Source organism: Streptomyces sp. NPDC042638, from assembly GCF_040647235.1.
GTDB classification, from domain to species: Bacteria; Actinomycetota; Actinomycetes; order Streptomycetales; family Streptomycetaceae; genus Streptomyces; species Streptomyces rameus.
In genome coordinates, this window is the sequence record NZ_JBEZBT010000002.1 from 165,925 (window position 1) to 182,964 (window position 17,040).

Annotated in this window: 14 protein-coding genes; 5 read left to right on the forward strand and 9 right to left on the reverse strand. The window is 70.9% G+C overall.

Annotated features, from left to right (window positions below):
* Positions 1-123: 123 nt before the first annotated feature.
* The gene (locus tag AB0B40_RS02345) at positions 124-1,224 is read left to right on the forward strand and encodes an ionic transporter y4hA (RefSeq protein ID WP_362262235.1); all 1,101 of its coding nucleotides are present in this window, start codon (positions 124-126) and stop codon (positions 1,222-1,224) included.
* Positions 1,225-1,300: 76 nt separating this feature from the next.
* Here the strand turns inward: AB0B40_RS02345 and AB0B40_RS02350 are convergent, their stop codons facing one another.
* Positions 1,301-2,572: an MFS transporter gene (locus AB0B40_RS02350; protein WP_345050978.1), complete on the reverse strand. Its 1,272-nt coding sequence runs from the start codon at positions 2,570-2,572 to the stop codon at positions 1,301-1,303.
* 210 nt (positions 2,573-2,782) lie between these two features.
* Here AB0B40_RS02350 and aroQ point away from each other — a divergent pair, with 210 nt between their 5' ends.
* Positions 2,783-3,256 carry a type II 3-dehydroquinate dehydratase gene (aroQ, locus tag AB0B40_RS02355; RefSeq protein ID WP_345050723.1) on the forward strand — a complete coding sequence of 158 codons (474 nt, stop codon included), beginning with the start codon at positions 2,783-2,785 and terminating at the stop codon, positions 3,254-3,256.
* A gap of 13 nt (positions 3,257-3,269) precedes the next feature.
* On the opposite strand, the gene AB0B40_RS02360 is transcribed toward aroQ, so the two are convergent.
* The 5 genes from AB0B40_RS02360 to AB0B40_RS02380 all read right to left on the reverse strand — a co-directional run bounded on the left by AB0B40_RS02360 (position 3,270) and on the right by AB0B40_RS02380 (position 7,766).
* Positions 3,270-4,046, reverse strand: coding sequence for an amino acid ABC transporter ATP-binding protein (locus AB0B40_RS02360; RefSeq protein WP_362262238.1), 777 nt, complete (start codon positions 4,044-4,046; stop codon positions 3,270-3,272).
* 19 nt (positions 4,047-4,065) lie between these two features.
* A complete protein-coding gene (locus AB0B40_RS02365; RefSeq protein ID WP_345050728.1) occupies positions 4,066-4,986 on the reverse strand; it encodes an amino acid ABC transporter permease in 921 nt (306 codons plus the stop codon).
* Positions 4,983-5,867 (reverse strand): ABC transporter substrate-binding protein, encoded by an 885-nt coding sequence (locus tag AB0B40_RS02370; RefSeq protein WP_345050730.1) that lies wholly within the window; start codon positions 5,865-5,867, stop codon positions 4,983-4,985. The genes AB0B40_RS02365 and AB0B40_RS02370 overlap by 4 nt, the downstream gene beginning before the upstream one ends.
* Before the next feature lie 487 nt (positions 5,868-6,354).
* Positions 6,355-7,011 carry an MBL fold metallo-hydrolase gene (locus AB0B40_RS02375; protein ID WP_345050733.1) on the reverse strand — a complete coding sequence of 219 codons (657 nt, stop codon included), beginning with the start codon at positions 7,009-7,011 and terminating at the stop codon, positions 6,355-6,357.
* Positions 7,012-7,079: 68 nt separating this feature from the next.
* Positions 7,080-7,766: a maleylpyruvate isomerase family mycothiol-dependent enzyme gene (locus AB0B40_RS02380; protein ID WP_362262242.1), complete on the reverse strand. Its 687-nt coding sequence runs from the start codon at positions 7,764-7,766 to the stop codon at positions 7,080-7,082.
* A gap of 223 nt (positions 7,767-7,989) precedes the next feature.
* Between AB0B40_RS02380 and uvrA the strand changes: the two genes are divergently transcribed.
* Entirely contained in the window at positions 7,990-11,013 is a 3,024-nt protein-coding gene (gene uvrA, locus AB0B40_RS02385; protein WP_345050737.1) for an excinuclease ABC subunit UvrA, read from the forward strand.
* A 213-nt stretch (positions 11,014-11,226) separates the two neighbouring features.
* On the opposite strand, the gene AB0B40_RS02390 is transcribed toward uvrA, so the two are convergent.
* Together AB0B40_RS02390 and AB0B40_RS02395 are read right to left on the reverse strand one after the other, a co-directional pair.
* On the reverse strand, positions 11,227-12,147 hold the full coding sequence (locus AB0B40_RS02390; protein WP_345050740.1) for a carbohydrate kinase: 921 nt from the start codon (positions 12,145-12,147) through the stop codon (positions 11,227-11,229).
* Positions 12,144-13,274 (reverse strand): LacI family DNA-binding transcriptional regulator, encoded by a 1,131-nt coding sequence (locus AB0B40_RS02395; protein WP_362262448.1) that lies wholly within the window; start codon positions 13,272-13,274, stop codon positions 12,144-12,146. The genes AB0B40_RS02390 and AB0B40_RS02395 overlap by 4 nt, the downstream gene beginning before the upstream one ends.
* Positions 13,275-13,569: 295 nt before the next feature.
* On the opposite strand from AB0B40_RS02395, the gene AB0B40_RS02400 reads away from it, so the two are divergent.
* Entirely contained in the window at positions 13,570-13,995 is a 426-nt protein-coding gene (locus AB0B40_RS02400; protein ID WP_362262245.1) for a Rieske (2Fe-2S) protein, read from the forward strand.
* Positions 13,996-14,058: 63 nt separating this feature from the next.
* Here the strand turns inward: AB0B40_RS02400 and AB0B40_RS02405 are convergent, their stop codons facing one another.
* Entirely contained in the window at positions 14,059-15,006 is a 948-nt protein-coding gene (locus tag AB0B40_RS02405) for a hypothetical protein (RefSeq protein ID WP_345050744.1), read from the reverse strand.
* 508 nt (positions 15,007-15,514) lie between these two features.
* Between AB0B40_RS02405 and uvrC the strand changes: the two genes are divergently transcribed.
* Positions 15,515-17,040, forward strand: a 1,526-nt coding sequence (uvrC, locus tag AB0B40_RS02410) for an excinuclease ABC subunit UvrC (protein WP_362262249.1), incomplete at its 3' end; no start/stop codon positions are given.

Consider the following 17,040-nt stretch of genomic DNA (forward strand, 5'->3'; position numbering starts at 1 on the left):
CTCAAGACGTCCCGATACAACGCGGGGTCCGGTCCCACCGGCACCGGACCCCGCTCGGAAAGGATGAGAGGTATCCGAAAAGAACGGAATGCGAATCCTGTAAGCCTTTGCGAACATCGCCGCATGACCACTCGGCTCCGGTCGCTCACCCATCGATGGACGATCCTCGTGCCGGTTCTCGCGGTCGTCCTGCTTGCCTTCACCTGGGGCCGGGACCTGCCAGGCGCCGTCGTCGCCCTGGTGACCCTCGTACTCGCCGGCGCCGTCCTGGCGGCCGTGCACCACGCCGAGGTGGTCGCCCACCGGGTCGGCGAGCCCTTCGGATCCCTGGTGCTCGCCATCGCCGTCACGATCATCGAGGTGGCCCTGATCGTCACCCTCATGGCCGACGGCGGCGACAAGAGTTCCACCCTGGCCCGGGACACCGTCTTCGCCGCCGTGATGATCACCTGCAACGGCATCGTCGGGCTCTGCCTGCTCGTCGCCTCGCTACGGCACGGTACGGCGGTCTTCAACCCCGAGGGCACCGGCGCCGCGCTGGCCACCGTGGCGACGCTGGCCACGCTCAGCCTGGTCCTGCCGACCTTCACCACGAGCAAGCCCGGACCCGAGTTCTCCTCCGTGCAGCTGACCTTCGCCGCACTGTCCTCACTGATTCTGTACGGACTGTTCGTGACCACCCAGACCGTGCGCCACCGCGACTACTTCCTGCCCATCACCCGACAGGGCGACATCATCACCGTCGAGGACCACGCCACACCCCCGTCCGCTCGGACCGCCGGGATGAGCCTCGGCCTGCTCGGGCTGGCCCTGGTCGGCGTGGTCGGTCTGGCCAAGGGAGTCTCGCCCACGATCGAGTCGGGAGTGGCCGCGGCAGGCCTGCCCGCTGCGGTGGTCGGTGTGATCATCGCCCTGCTCGTCCTGCTGCCCGAGACGATCGCCGCGCTGCGCTCCGCCCGCCGTGACCGGGTGCAGACCAGCCTCAACCTCGCGCTCGGCTCCGCGATGGCCAGCATCGGCCTGACCATCCCGGCCGTGGCGCTCGCCTCCATCTGGCTGTCCGGACCGCTCGTCCTCGGCCTCGGCTCGACCCACATGCTGCTGCTCGCGCTGACCGTGGTGGTCAGTTCACTGACCGTGGTGCCCGGCCGAGCCACCCCCCTGCAGGGCGGCGTCCACCTGGTGCTGTTCGCGGCCTACCTGGAGCTGGCGCTCAACCCATAGCCCACGATCGGCCGTGGCCGGCGACCGGCCCGCAGTGCGACCGGCCCGCAGTGCGACCTGCCCGCAGTGCGACCGGTCAGCCCGTGACCGGCTCCACCGCCGGCACGGGCACCGGCCGCGTCTCCGGCAGCAGCGCGAAACACACCAGGCTGACCAGTGCGATGCCCGTCAGATACACCCCCACACCCCACGGCACCCGCCCGCCCCGCTCCGCGAGCGCCGTGGCGACGATCGGGGTGAGGGCGCCGCCGAGGACCCCGCCGAGGTTGTAGCCCACGGCGGCGCCGGTGCAGCGCACCCGTGGCTCGTACAGTTCCGGCAGATAGGCGGCGATCACCGCGAACATGGTGATGAAGGCGAGCAGGGCACCGAGGATGGCGAGGAACATCAGCAGCGGCTCACCGGTCGCCAGCAGCGCGACCATCGGCAGCATCCACAGCACGCAGGCCGTGCACCCCGTCAGACACATCGTCCGGCGCCCGTACCGGTCGCCGCACAGCGCCATGAGGGGCGTGAGCGCGCCCTTCACGAGCACCGCGCCCATGATGCACATCAGCATGACCGTACGGCTCACGCCGAGCCGGTCCGTCGCGTACGCCAGCGACCAGGTGGTCACCGCGTAGAACACCGCGTAGCCCACCGCCAGCGCCCCTGCCGTCAGCAGCACCATCCGCCCGTGGTGCCGTACGACTTCGACGAGCGGCACGCGCGCGTGGTCGTCGATCTCCAGGAACCGGGGGCTCTCCGTGAGCGACGAGCGCAGCCACAGACCGGCCAGTGCCATTGCGCCGGCCGCCCAGAACGGCACTCGCCAGCCCCAGCGCGCGAACTCCGCGTCGGACAGCGACACCGACAGCGCGAGCATCACCCCGTTGGCCAGGATGAAGCCGAGTGCCGGGCCCATCTGGGGAAAGCTCGACCACAGGGCGCGCCGCCCGGCGGGAGCGTGCTCGGCGGTCAGCAGGACGGCCCCGCCCCACTCCCCGCCGAGCCCCAGCCCCTGCAGGAAGCGCAGGACGAGCAGCAGCACGGGCGCGGTGACGCCGATGGCCCCGTAGGACGGCACACAGCCGACCGCGACCGTGGAGGCGCCGGTGAGCAGCAGCGAGATGACGAGCACCGGCCGTCGGCCGCGGCGGTCCCCGAGGTGTCCGAACAGCACCGAGCCCAGCGGTCTGGCCACGAACCCCACCCCGAACGTCCCGAACGCCGCCAGAGTGGCCGTGAGCGGTGAGAACGTCGGGAAGAACAGCGGCCCAAGAACCAGAGCCGCCGCGGTCCCGTAGACGAAGAAGTCGTAGAACTCGATCGCTGTCCCGGCGAGGGAGGCGGCGGCGAGCCGCGGCATGGACGGGGCGCTTACAGCCTGTACATCGCGCATGCCGCGTCAACTACCCGCAGTGACCAGGAGTTACGGGGGCGTACGGGGGTGATCACGAGACGGGAGCGCACGCCGCGGCGACCGGCGCGCACGGCCCGCTGTCCGCCCTGGTGGGCGTGATAGACCGGGTGCGAACGGCGGTCGTGGACGCACCGCCCAGAACGGACCGGAGGAACCGTGCCCCGCACCCTGGCCAACGCCCCGATCATGATCCTCAACGGCCCCAACCTGAACCTGCTGGGCCAGCGCCAGCCCGAGATCTACGGCAAGGAGACGCTGGCCGACGTGGAGGAGCTGTGCGCCAAGGCGGCAGCCGCGCACGGCGGCACAGTGGACTTCCGGCAGTCCAACCACGAGGGCGAACTGGTCGACTGGATCCATGAGGCGCGGCTCGGCCACTGCGGCATCGTCATCAACCCCGGTGCCTACTCGCACACGTCGGTCGCCATTCTGGACGCGCTCAACACCTGCGACGGCCTGCCCGTGCTGGAGGTGCACATCTCCAACATCCACCGGCGCGAGTCGTTCCGGCACCACTCGTACGTCTCCCTGCGCGCCGACGGGGTGATCGCCGGCTGTGGAGTGCAGGGCTACGCGTTCGGTGTGGAGCGGGTCGCGGCGCTGGTCGGGGCGGCGCAGGCGGACGCGTGACCCGCGCGCGGGACTACAGCCGGCCCGCCTCCACGACCCGTCGCAGGAAACGCCGCGTGCGCTCCTGCCGCGGGTCCCCGAAGACCCGCTCGGGGCTGCCGCGCTCCAGAACCACACCACCGTCCAGAAAACAGACCTGGTCGGCGACATCCCGCGCGAAGCCCATCTCGTGCGTCGCCAGCACCATGGTCATGCCTTCGTCCTTCAGGCCGCGGACCATCTCCAGCACCTCGCCCACCAGTTCCGGGTCGAGCGCGGCCGTGATCTCGTCCAGCAGCAACAGCCGGGGCCGCACGGCGAGAGCACGCACGATCGCCACGCGCTGCTGCTGACCGCCGCTGAGCCGGTCCGGATAGGCGTCCGCCTTGCCGCCCAGTCCGAGGCGCTCCAGCAGTTCCCTGGCGTGCGCCTCGGCCTCCCCGCGGGAGGCGCCGTGCACCCGGCGTGGGGCGAGCGTGATGTTGTCGAGCACGGTCATGTGCGGGAAGAGGTTGTACGCCTGGAAGACGACCCCGATCCGGCGCCGTACCGCGTCCTGGTCCGCGCGCGGATCGGTGATCTCCTCGCCTTCCAGCCAGATCGCGCCGTCGTCGATCTCCTCCAGCAGGTTGGCGCAGCGCAGCAGCGTCGACTTGCCGGAGCCGGAGGCGCCGATCAGCGCGGTCACCGTGTGCGGGGCGACTTCCAGATCGACGTCCCGCAGGACGACCGAACCGCCGAAGGTCTTGCGGACGGACTTCATTCGCAGGACGGGCGCGTCGCCCGAGGGTGGGCTGTCAGGCGTGCTCATACCGATCCTCCCCGGATGCTCACAAGGACCCTCCCTGGGCCCGCTGCCGGTCCATACGTGCCGTCACCCAGTCGGTGAGCCGGGTCATCGGGATGGTCAGCGCCACGAACACCAGTCCCGCGACGATGTACGGCGTGTAGTTCAGACTGCGGCCCACGATGATGTCGGCCGCCCGTACGGCGTCCACCGCACCGCCGATGGACACCAGACCGGTGTCCTTCTGCAGCGACACCAGGTCGTTGAGCAGCGGCGGCACCTGACGGCGCACCGCCTGCGGGAGCACCACGTAGCGCAGGGCCTGCCGGTTGGTGAGCCCCAGCGAGCGTGCCGCCGCGCGCTGCGAGGGATGGACGGACTCGATGCCGGCGCGGAACACCTCCGCCACGTACGCCGAGTACGTCAGCGTCAGCGCCGTACCGCCGAGCAATACCGGATCCACCGTCACGCCCTGCAGCCGCAACGCCGGAACGCCCAGGACCACGATCATCAGGTTGATGATCAGCGGCAGACCGCGGAAGAAGTCCGTGTAGGCCGCCGCCAGCACCCGGAGCGGGAAGAAGACGGGACCGCGCAGGGTCCGCGCGACGGCGATCAGCATGCCGAGGATGAGGACGGCGGCACCGCAGACCAGCAGCAGGCGGACGTTCAGCCACAGCCCCTCGAGGACCTTCGGGAACGCCTCGCGCGCGTAGTGCGCACTGAAGAACGTCTCCTTGGTGCGTGGCCAGCCCGGTGCCTCGACGACGACCAGATAGAGCACGACGGCCGTGACCAGGGTCGACAGCGCAGCGACGGCCGTGGCACGGCGCGCACGCGCGCGCCTGTGGCGCTCACGGGCCAGGCGCCGCTCGGAAGGCACGTAACCGTCGTCGGCACCACCGGTCATGTCACCCTTGCCGTCCGCCTCCTCCGCGGCCGACTCGCCCCGGGTGACCGTCACTTGAGCACCGGGGCGTCGACGGCGTCCGAGAGCCACCGCTTCTCGATCGCCGCGAGTGTGCCGTCCTTGCGCAGGGCGTCGACGGCGCCGGTCACGCACGGGGTCAGCGCGCTGCCCTTGTCCAGCACGAGCCCGAACTGCTCGGGCGTGCCGCCGTGGTTCTCGAACTGGCCGATGATCCTGGCGTTCGTGACCTCGGCCGCGGTGATGTAGAACGCCGTCGGCAGGTCGGTGACGACCGCGTCGACCTGACCGTTCCTCAGTGCGGACTTGGCCTGGTCGTTCTTGGCGTAGACGGCGGCTTCCTGCGCCGGCTTCACGACGTCGGTGATGTAGTCGAGGCTCGTGGTGCCGACCTGAGCGCCCAGTTTGAGCTTCTTCAGGTCCGCGATGCTCGTCGCGCGGGCGGCTTTGCCGTCCTTGAGCGCGATGACCGCCTGGCGCACGTCGTAGTAACCGGAGGAAAAGTCCACGGCGTTCTTGCGCTCGGTGCTGATCGACACCTGGTTGATGTCGAAGTCGAAGGTCTTCACCCCTGGCGCGAACGCCTTGTTGAACGGCACGCTCTGCCACACGACCGCGCTCTTGCCGTACCCCAGCCGCTTCGCCACGGCATAGGCGACCGCCGACTCGAAGCCCTTGCCGTTGGCCGGTTTGTCGTCCTTGAACCAGGGCTCGTACGCCGGTTCGTCCGTCGCGACCGTCAGCTTTCCGGACGTCTTCGTGGCGAGCTTGCCCTTGGCGCAGCTCTTCGCGGCCGACCCGGACGGGGCGGCCGACGCCTTGTCCTCGGGCTGCGGCGCACAGCCGACAGCGGTGGCGAGCAGGGCTACGGTGGCGGCGGCGACCGCGCGGCGCAGGGCGCGAGGGGCAGGGTGCATGGCGGGAGAGTGGCAGCGAACGCCCTGTCTGTCCAGGTCACAGCGGTAGTTGTCCGCATAGTGGGAAGGAGTGTTGCGGCGGTGTGAACGCGGCTGTGCGCCCCACGCGCGCGTGCCCGGGCCCGGGCCGCCGGCCGAGGGCGGGGTGGAGACCGGCGGCCCCTACCGCTCAGGAGCCGTCATCCTGTGCGGGGCTGCCACCAGTTGACCGCGCACGTGCGTTCCTCGGGAGTGCGCACGGGGGGCCGGTGCGTGCGAAGAATTCACACGGGGCGCGGGCGGAGAAGATGAGCGCCGGACGCGTGCGCGAGGCGCGCGCCCGGCGCGCGTCCAACTGGCATACGCCGCACGTGCGCACGGCCTGTGCGCCGGAGCGCGAATCCCACCTCAGCGTCTGCGCGCGCGAAAGGGGGACGTCGACGCACGTGACCACCGACGACGGCCGCACGAGCACGCGGGCAGGACCCCCGAGCCGCCGGGCGCCCGCTCACCAGCCGCGCGCGTGCCACTCCGGAAGGTGCGGCCGTTCCGCGCCCAGCGTGGTGTCGTTGCCGTGCCCCGGGTAGACCCATGTCTCGTCGGGCAGCACGCCGAAGATCTTCGTCTCCACGTCATGGATCAGACGGGCGAACGCCTTCGGGTCCTTGCGCGTGTTTCCGACGCCGCCCGGAAAGAGGCAGTCACCGGTGAAGACGTGCGGATGGCCGTGCGGGTCGTCGTAGACCAGCGCGATCGAACCGGGCGTGTGCCCCACCAGGTGGCGTGCGGTGAGTTCCACCCGGCCGACCCTGATGACGTCGCCGTCGTCGACGAGGACGTCGGTGGGCACCGGGATGCCGCCGGCGTCTTCGCGGCCGGCGTACGTGCGGGCGCCCGTGGCCGCGACGACCTCGGCGAGCGCCTGCCAGTGATCGCCGTGCTGATGTGTGGTGACGACGGACGCGATGCCGTCGTCACCGATCATGGCGAGAAGCGAGTGCGCCTCGTTGGCGGCGTCGATCAGGAGCTGCTCGTCGGTCGCCCGGCAGCGCAGCAGATAGGCGTTGTTGTCCATCGGGCCGACCGCGATCTTGGTGATCATCAGGTCTTTCAGCTCGTGCACATCCGCCGGTCCGCCGACCTTGACCTCTCCGGAGTACGTCATGGCGGCAGCCTATAGCGGTCGCGTACCGGTGGACGGCCCTCCGGTCGAGCCCGCTCGCGGCCGCCGCCCTACAGCGGGGGCAGCTTCGGCAGCTCCCCGCCGTGCACCTCCAGTGCCACGCCGTCGCGGCGCCCGGCGAGCCAGCCCACCACGTCCGCGGGCCGTCCCGTGACGGTGATCCCGGGTGACCCGGCCTCCCGGCCGGTGGTCCACGCGCGCGTGCCGTCCGTGACGCGGGTCGCCGGGATGTCGGGGTGCCCGGCGAATCGCTGCACGAGGAAGGCTGCCTCCCGCTCCAGGAACTCCGCCGGAAGATCCTCCAGCTCGTACCCGATCCCGAGGTCGACGTGGTGCAGCTCCACCTCCGCCCACCGACGGAAGGGCACCCGGGACGCGGAGTCGGTGATCCCGTTGCGCAGCTCCACCGTGCGGCTCCAGTCCGCGGGTGCTTCCCCGGCCGTCTGGAAGCGGGCTGCGCTCTCGTGGACGTCGGCGATCTGGACCTCCAGGGAGCGCGCGGCGTCGCGCTCGATGTCGGCGTCCCGCGCCTCGGCGCTCGTGTACATGGGACGGCCCTGGAGGACGTTCACGAGGGCGTCCGCGTTCCGGGCGAGGTGGGCGAGGACATGTCCACGGCTCCAGCCCGGAAGCCGTGACGGCTCGGCGAGCGAGGCGTTGTCCAGTTCGGCGACCGCGCTGAGGAGCCGGTCGGTGGCTGCACGTACACAGGCCAGGTCATGAGCGTGATCCATCATGGCGCCGACCCTAGCCCGGCCACACGTTCGGGTGAAGGTGGCGAACGTCGCCCATGAATCGAATGCGCGTGCTATATCGTCGAAGGCGGCGTCGGGCATGCTGGAAGGCCGGGGGTTGTTATGCAACCGGGCAATCCGACCGGCGTTGTCAGTGGCTCCCCCTAGTCTGAAGAAGCACAGGGGCCCGCCCCTGTCACTTCTCTCAAGAAAGGTGCGGACCGGCGTGGCCGACCGTCTCATCGTCCGTGGCGCGCGCGAGCACAACCTGAAGAATGTCTCGCTCGACCTGCCTCGTGACTCGCTCATCGTCTTCACGGGCCTGTCCGGGTCGGGCAAGTCCTCCCTGGCCTTCGACACGATCTTCGCCGAGGGCCAGCGCCGTTACGTGGAGTCGCTCTCCTCGTACGCTCGGCAGTTCCTCGGCCAGATGGACAAGCCCGACGTCGACTTCATCGAGGGCCTTTCCCCTGCCGTCTCGATCGACCAGAAGTCGACCTCGCGAAATCCCCGCTCGACGGTCGGCACGATCACCGAGGTCTACGACTACCTGCGACTGCTCTTCGCGCGCATCGGCAAGCCGCACTGTCCCGAGTGCGGCCGCCCCATCTCGCGCCAGTCGCCGCAGGCCATCGTGGACAGGGTCCTGGAGCTGCCGGAGGGGAGCCGCTTCCAGGTGCTGTCCCCACTGGTGCGCGAACGCAAGGGGGAGTTCGTCGACCTCTTCGCCGACCTGCAGACCAAGGGCTACTCCCGCGCGCGTGTGGACGGCCAGACCGTCCAGCTGTCCGAGCCGCCGACCCTGAAGAAGCAGGAGAAGCACACCATCGAGGTGGTCGTGGACCGCCTCACGGTGAAGGACTCCGCCAAGCGCCGCCTCACCGACTCCGTGGAGACGGCCCTCGGTCTGTCCGGCGGCATGGTCGTGCTCGACTTCGTGGACCTCCCCGAGGACGATCCCGAGCGCGAGCGCATGTACTCGGAGCACCTGTACTGCCCGTACGACGACCTGTCCTTCGAGGAGCTGGAGCCCCGCTCCTTCTCCTTCAACTCGCCCTTCGGCGCCTGCCCCGAGTGCACCGGCATCGGCACGCGCATGGAGGTCGACGCGGAACTGATCGTCCCCGACCCGGACAAGTCCCTGGACGAGGGCGCCATCCACCCCTGGTCGCACGGGCACACCAAGGACTACTTCGGCCGCCTGATCGGCGCCCTCGCGGACGCGCTCGGCTTCCGCACCGACATCCCCTTCGCGGGCCTGCCGCAGCGCGCCAAGAAGGCGCTGCTCAACGGCCACAAGACGCAGATCGAGGTCCGCTACCGCAACCGGTACGGCCGTGAACGCGTGTACACCACGCCCTTCGAAGGCGCGGTGCCCTTCGTCAAGCGCCGGCACAGCGAGGCCGAGAGCGACGCCAGCCGCGAGCGCTTCGAGGGCTACATGCGCGAGGTGCCCTGCCCCTCCTGCCAGGGCACGCGTCTGAAGCCGATCGTCCTCGCGGTCACGATCATGGACAAGTCGATCGCCGAGGTCGCCGCGATGTCGATCAGCGACTGCGCGGAGTTCCTGGGCGAGCTGAGGCTGAACGCCCGCGACAAGAAGATCGCCGAGCGGGTCCTCAAGGAGGTCAACGAGCGGCTGCGCTTCCTGGTCGACGTCGGCCTGGACTACCTCTCGCTCAACCGCGCGGCCGGAACCCTCTCCGGCGGCGAGGCCCAGCGCATCCGCCTGGCCACCCAGATCGGCTCCGGTCTCGTCGGCGTCCTGTACGTCCTGGACGAGCCGTCCATCGGCCTGCACCAGCGGGACAACCACCGTCTGATCGAGACCCTGGTCCGCCTGCGTGACATGGGCAACACGCTCATCGTCGTGGAGCACGACGAGGACACGATCAAGGTCGCCGACTGGATCGTGGACATCGGCCCCGGTGCCGGCGAGCACGGCGGCAAGGTCGTGCACAGCGGCTCCGTGAAGGAACTGCTCGACAACACCGAGTCGCAGACCGGCGCGTACCTCTCGGGGCGCAAGTCGATCCCGCTCCCGGACGTACGGCGCCCGCGCGACCCGTCCCGGCAGCTCACCGTGCACGGTGCCCGCGAGAACAACCTGCAGGACATCGACGTGTCCTTCCCGCTGGGCGTCTTCACGGCCGTCACCGGCGTCTCCGGTTCCGGCAAGTCGACCCTGGTCAACGACATCCTGTACACACACCTGGCCCGTGAGCTGAACGGCGCCCGGACCGTTCCCGGCCGGCACACCCGCGTGGACGGTGACGACCTGGTCGACAAGGTCGTGCACGTCGACCAGTCGCCGATCGGCCGCACCCCGCGGTCCAACCCGGCGACGTACACGGGTGTCTTCGACCACATCCGCAAGCTGTTCGCCGAGACGACCGAGGCGAAGGTGCGGGGCTACCTGCCCGGGCGCTTCTCCTTCAACGTCAAGGGCGGTCGCTGCGAGAACTGCGCGGGCGACGGCACCATCAAGATCGAGATGAACTTCCTCCCGGACGTCTACGTCCCGTGCGAGGTCTGCCACGGCGCCCGGTACAACCGGGAGACCCTGGAGGTCCACTACAAGGGCAAGTCCATCGCCGAGGTGCTGAACATGCCGATCGAGGAGGCCATGCACTTCTTCGAGGCGGTCCCGGCGATCTCCCGTCACCTGAAGACGCTGCACGACGTCGGTCTCGGTTACGTCCGCCTCGGCCAGTCCGCCACCACCCTCTCCGGCGGTGAGGCGCAGCGCGTGAAGCTCGCCAGCGAACTGCAGAAGCGGTCCACGGGACGCACGGTCTACGTCCTGGACGAGCCGACCACCGGTCTGCACTTCGAGGACATCAGCAAGCTGCTCAAGGTCCTCGGAGGACTGGTCGACAAGGGCAACACGGTCATCGTCATCGAGCACAACCTCGACGTGATCAAGACCGCCGACTGGCTCGTCGACATGGGCCCGGAGGGCGGCGCCGGCGGTGGTCTGGTGGTCGCCGAGGGCACGCCGGAGGATGTCGCCGGGGTCCCGTCGAGCCACACCGGCAAGTTCCTGAGGGAGATCCTCGGCGCCGATCGGATCAGCGACGCCGAGCCGGTGAAGGCACGGCGCGGGGGTACGACCCGCAAGACGGCCGCGGCCAAGTCCCCGGCGAAGCGGACGGTGACGGCCAGGGCTAACAGCACCGCCACCAAGAAGGCCGCAACAGCCAAGAAGGCGACGCCCGCGAAGAAGACCACGCGGGGCCGCACGGTCTGAGCCGGCCGGCCCACGACCCGGGACGGCCGGCCGCGGCGCGGACACTCGCCGCCCTCGGCCTGACACCGCGTCAAAAATCCGGCGCCCCGCGGGAACTTCCCGCGGGGCGCCGCTCGTTCCACCATCAGCCAGTCCGGTCCGGCGGCAGGACAAGTCCCCGCGCACCGCAGGCCGGGCCGTACCTTGTCAACAGCACAGGGAAAGACAGACCGCTCAGAGCCCGGTCGGCTCACCCAGCTCCGCCGCGAACGGCGGCTCGGCCCCCGCCCGGGAGCAGGTGATCGCCGCCGCACGTGCCGCGAAGCGCAGCAGCCGTGTCCAGCCCTCCGTCCCGAGGGCGGCGAGTGCTTCCGGCGACAGCGCGTCCCGCACGGCCAGCCCGTGCAGCAAGGCCGCGTTCACCGTGTCACCGGCGCCGATGGTGTCCACGACATCGACCTTCTCACCCGGCACGGAATGCTCCCCGCCGTCCTGGGTGTACACGGTCAGACCGTCACCGCCCCGCGTGACCACCACGGCCGCCGGTCCCGCGGCCAGCCACTCGCCGGGCGTCCCCCCGAGCCACGCCGCATCCTCCGCGGACAGCTTCAGCAGCGTCACCGAGGGCAGCCAGCTCCGGAAACGCTGCCGATAGGCGTCCGCATCCGGGATCAGCCCCGCCCGGACATTGGGGTCGAGGGCCGTGAACACCCCCTGTCCGGCAGCCGTACGCATCAGCTCCTCATAGGCGCTCGCCCCCGGTTCCAGGACGAGCGAGCAGGTACCGAAGGACACCGCGCGCGTACCGGCCGGGAGCGCGGCGGGGGCGCTGAACAGACGGTCGGCGGTGCCGTCGACATAGAAGGAGTAGGCGGCCGAGCCGACGGCGTCGATCGTGGCCACGGCCAGCGTCGTCGGCTCCGGCCCCCGCTGTACGCCGGACACGTCGACCCCGGCCTGCCGCAGTCCGTCGAGCAGGGCCTCACCGAAGGCGTCGTCCGACGTCCGGGAGCAGAAGGCGGTGGGCGAGCCCAGCCTGCCGAGGGCCACGGCGGTGTTGTACGGGCCGCCGCCGAGCGCCGGCTTCAGGGCCGCGAGGGCACCGGGGCCCTGCGGTACCAGGTCGATCAGTGCCTCACCGGCGACGACGATCACGAGGCGGTTCCCTTCTCGGACAGTGTGGATGGTGCGATGAGCCGGGCCGCTCCTGCCTGGTCCGGCTCCTCCGGGCAGCCGCAGGACGTGCGGTGGACGAACGCGCACGGCAGCCGGACCGTCCGGCCGGGCCGGTCCGGCGCGGCCAGCCGGTCAAGGAGCACCTGGGCGGCCAGGGCGCCCAGCTCCCGGCTCGGCTGGGCGATGGCGGTCAGCCGGGGGGAGAACAGGTCGGCCCAGGCGAAGTCGTCGAAGCAGCACAGGGCGATGTCGTCCGGTACGGACCGACCGAGCCGGCGCAGCGCGCGCAGGGCGCCGATGGTCATCGCGTTGTTGGCGGTGACGAGTGCCGTGGGCGGATCGGGCAGGTTGAGCAGGCCGGCCACCACCCGCTCGGCAGTGACCGACTCCGATTGGCCGGAGACGAGCAGGCGGGCGTCGCACTCCAGACCGGCGGCGGCGAGGCCCTCCCGGTAGCCGGTGATGCGCTCACCGGTGGTGCTGAGTCCGGGCAGGCCGGCGATCATACCGATCCGGCGGTGCCCCAGCCCGGCGAGATGGGTGACCAGCAGAGCCGTCGGGGCGGCACTCTCGGCGCAGACCTGGTCGAAGTACGGCGCGCCCGGGGGAGTGGCGGCGGCCCTCGTGGCGTCCGGCGGAACGGCCTCCGCCATGCCTGCGTCGAGAAGCCGGTCCAGGAAGACCGTCGGTACGGCGTGGCGGCGCAGGTAGCCGACGAGCTGGTGCGGGTCCACGGAAGGGGCGACGATCATGCCGTCCACCCGGCGCTCGTGGAGGAGCTGAACGACCTTGCGCTCATGCCGGGGGTCGTCGTGCGGATCGGCGATGAGCAGGCTGTAGCCGGCTTGCAGGGCAGCGGCCTCGACACCCTGCAGGATCTCTGTGAAGTACGGGTTGCTGATGGCCGACACCGCGAGGCCGATGGAGCGGGTGCGGGAGGTCACCAGGGAGCGGGCCAGCGTGTTGGGGGTGTAGCCGAGGGCGTCGACCGCGTCGAGCACGGCCTGGCGGGTGTGGGGGAGCACCGGGCGGGTGCCGTTGAGGACATGGGAGACGGTCGCCACGGACACCCCGGCACTGCGGGCGACATCCGCCATGGTGGCCATCATGCTCCCTCCTGAGCCGGCGGCCGACGGCCGGTCGGACCGCGTGGACCACCGGACCGCCTGGACCACCGGACCGGACCGGGCAACCACGCCTTCCGGGTGCCCGGACCGCACCACTTACCGGCCGGACGCTATCCCATGATCCTGCTCCGCGTAAACGCTTGCGTAAGCGTTTACGTCGCCTGGGGCTCCCGTCGGCGATCAGGGCCGGGACTCCCGCCCGACCCCCTCCCGAGTCCGGTTTCTCTGTCCCGGTATCGTCGCTCTGCATATCCCTTGACCAGTGGAGTCCCAGATGCCCAGCCGCCCCTCCGTGAGCCGCCGTACCGTCCTCCGAGGGGCTGCCGTGGCCCCGGTCGCCGGGTTCGGCCTGGCCGCGTGCTCGGCCCCGGACGGCAACTCGGCGGGGGCCACTCCGACCGCGCCGGTCGACCTCGGCAAGGAGAGCGAGATCGCCAAGGGCGGGGCGGCGCTCTACGCGGATCACAACGTGGTGGTCAGCCGGGGCGAGGACGGCACCCTGAAGGCGTACAGCACGATCTGCACGCACGCGGGGTGCCCGATCAACAAGCTGCAGGGGACGACCCTGATCTGCCCTTGTCACGGCAGTGAGTTCGACGCCATGACGGGCAAAGCGGTCCAGACGCCGGCCACCGAGCCCCTGGCCGAGCTGGCGGTGAAGGCCACGAACGGCAGGATCGTCGCCGGCCCCGCGGACTGACCGGAGAGCCGCAGGGCTCCGGGACCAGGCCTCCTGGACCCTCCCGGTCCCGGGCGAGGAGGCTCACTCCCAGTCCCAGGCGATTCCCACGATGCCCGGCCGAATCCGGGGCTCGACCAGATGCGCGCAGTGGTGGGGTCCGGTCACGGGCAGTTCCTGTCGGCCGCTGCGCGGGGCAGCCGCCGAATGCTGGGCGAAACGGTGACAACGCACCGGCAGCGCGGCCGTGTCGAAGCGCACCTGGAGCGCGTACTGGCCGCCGGGGAACCCGAACCGGCGGAGATGCTCGCGGCACGTCCCGGCGGTGCCGTCCTCGATGCCGTACCGGAAGAGGAAGGTGTCGCCGGAGCGCAGCCGGGTGCCGAAGAGCAGCTCGGCCACGAGGATGCCGGTGTCCTGGTCCCAGCGGAGGCGGCCGGTGTGGCAGTTCTCCAGGGCGTGCACGGTGATGCGGCGCGGGTCGCAGCCCGGGTCGCCGTGATGGACGGCGACGAAGCGGTCGACGCCGTCGCGGTGGGCCCGCACGATGTGGTGGGCTTCGCGGGTCGCCAGCTCACGCGCGGCGCCGATCCGGACGCACTCGTGGTGCCCCAGGGTGTGCAGTCCGCCGTCCAGCGACCAGCCGAGGTCGGCGGTGAGCCGGTCCAGGACGTCCGATGCCTCGATCAGGGAGCGGTAGGAGTGGCCCGCCGGGCGGCCGGCCGTCGCCGGCTCCTCGGCCTCGGCGAGCAGCCGGATCAGGGACTCGTCCGGCAGCTGGAGGATCTCCTCCAGCGCCCGGACGGCACGCAGCGACTCCGGACGCTGCGGGCGGCGGGCGCCCTGTTGCCAGTAACTCAGGCTGGTGACACCCACCTTGACCCCGTGGCGCGACAGATGGTGCTGCACGCGCTGGAGCGGCAGTCCGCGTGCGGCGATCGCGGCGCGCAGCGCCACATGGAAGGGGCCGCCCCGCAGGGCCGTGTCCAGCTCCGCGGTGGGGACGTCCGCGTGCTCTGTGGCATGCCGCATGCCGAGGGGCCTTTCTGTGAGGTGTCACTACGGCTGGTCAGACCGCCTGTGCGGGTGTGCGGGGCCACCCCCGTGGGCGCCGCGGACGCCCGTGGCCGGGCACACCGCGCCCGCACACCTGTGTGCACGGCCGCGAGTTCCCCCGCATTGAAGCGTGTTGACCAGAACCCGACAACACCTCGGGCTGTCCGTTCCGGAGGACTGGCCGGACCTCGCCGTTCGGCGGACGGCGGACGGTCCCGGCGACGGCCGCCGCGGGACTGTCCCTGACCGCGCCGCGGGGAGGGTGGCAGGCTGCGCGTCCCCGGCATGGCCGGAGCCCGGCCGCCGGAACGTGCCGAGGTGCCCCGGACGGTGGTGCCGGGGGCGTGCCACCCGAAGGCGAGGAGGCACACGGCCCCGCACGGGCGGGAAGCGCAGCGGCGGCCACGGCGGGTCCGGCCGTACGCGTGCGGGCGTTGTCCACAGGCCCGACGCGGTGTCGGTGCTCGCCAGTAGGGTGTGAGACATGGCCGACCCCTCCAGCTACCGCCCCAGGCCGGGTGAGATCCCGGACACCCCGGGGGTGTACAGGTTCCGTGACGAGCACCGCCGGGTGATCTACGTCGGGAAGGCGAAGAGCCTGCGCCAGCGCCTGGCGAACTACTTCCAGGACCTGGCGAACCTGCACCCGCGCACCAGGACGATGGTGACCACAGCCGCGTCCGTGGAGTGGACGGTGGTGTCCACGGAGGTCGAGGCGCTGCAGCTGGAGTACTCCTGGATCAAGGAGTACGACCCCCGGTTCAACGTCAAGTACCGCGACGACAAGAGCTACCCCTACCTCGCGGTCACGATGAACGAGCAGTTCCCACGTGTGCAGGTGATGCGCGGTCACAAGAAGAAGGGCGTCCGCTATTTCGGGCCGTACGCGCACGCGTGGGCCATCAGGGACACCGTCGATCTGCTGCTGCGCGTGTTCCCGGTGCGCACCTGCTCGGCCGGCGTCTTCAAGAACGCCGCCCGTACCGGCCGCCCCTGCCTGCTCGGCTACATCGGCAAGTGCTCTGCGCCCTGTGTCGGCCGGATCAGCCCCGAGGACCACCGGGAGCTGGCCGAGGAGTTCTGCGACTTCATGGCCGGCCGCACCGGCACCTACCTCCGCCGCCTGGAGAAGCAGATGATGGAGGCGGCCGAGGAGATGGAGTACGAGCGGGCCGCCCGCCTGCGTGACGACATCGAGGCCCTGAAGAAGGCCATGGAGAAGAACGCGGTCGTTCTCGCCGACGCCACCGACGCCGACCTCATCGCCGTCGCCGAGGACGAGCTGGAGGCGGCCGTGCAGATCTTCCACGTGCGTGGCGGCCGGGTGCGCGGCCAGCGCGGCTGGGTGACCGACAAGGTCGAGGAGATCACCACCGGTGCCCTGGTCGAGCACGCCCTGCAGCAGCTGTACGGGGAGGAGACCGGGGACGCGGTCCCCAAGGAGGTGCTGGTCCCGGCGCTGCCCGAGCCGGTCGAGCCGGCCCAGGAGTGGCTGACCGGCCGCCGCGGGGCGAACGTCTCGCTGCGCATCCCGCAGCGGGGCGACAAGAAGGCGCTCATGGAGACCGTGCAGCGCAACGCCCAGCAGGCCCTGGTGCTGCACAAGACCAAGCGCGCCTCGGATCTGACCACGCGCTCTCGTGCGCTGGAGGAGATCGCCGAGGCCCTCGACCTGGACAGCGCCCCGCTGCGGATCGAGTGCTACGACATCTCGCACCTCCAGGGCGACGACGTGGTGGCCTCCATGGTCGTCTTCGAGGACGGCCTGCAGCGCAAGAGCGAGTACCGCCGTTTCCAGATCAAGGGTTTCGCCGGTCAGGACGACGTCCGCTCCATGCACGAGGTGATCACCCGCCGCTTCAAGCGCTACCTCGCCGAGAAGGAGAGGACGGGGGAGTGGGCCGACGGCGCCGACGCAGCCGACGGCTCCGCCGCCGAGGGTGCCCTGACCGAGCCCCACGGCGACGGCGCGCGCACCGGCCCGCACGCGCTCACCAGCACGGATGCGCG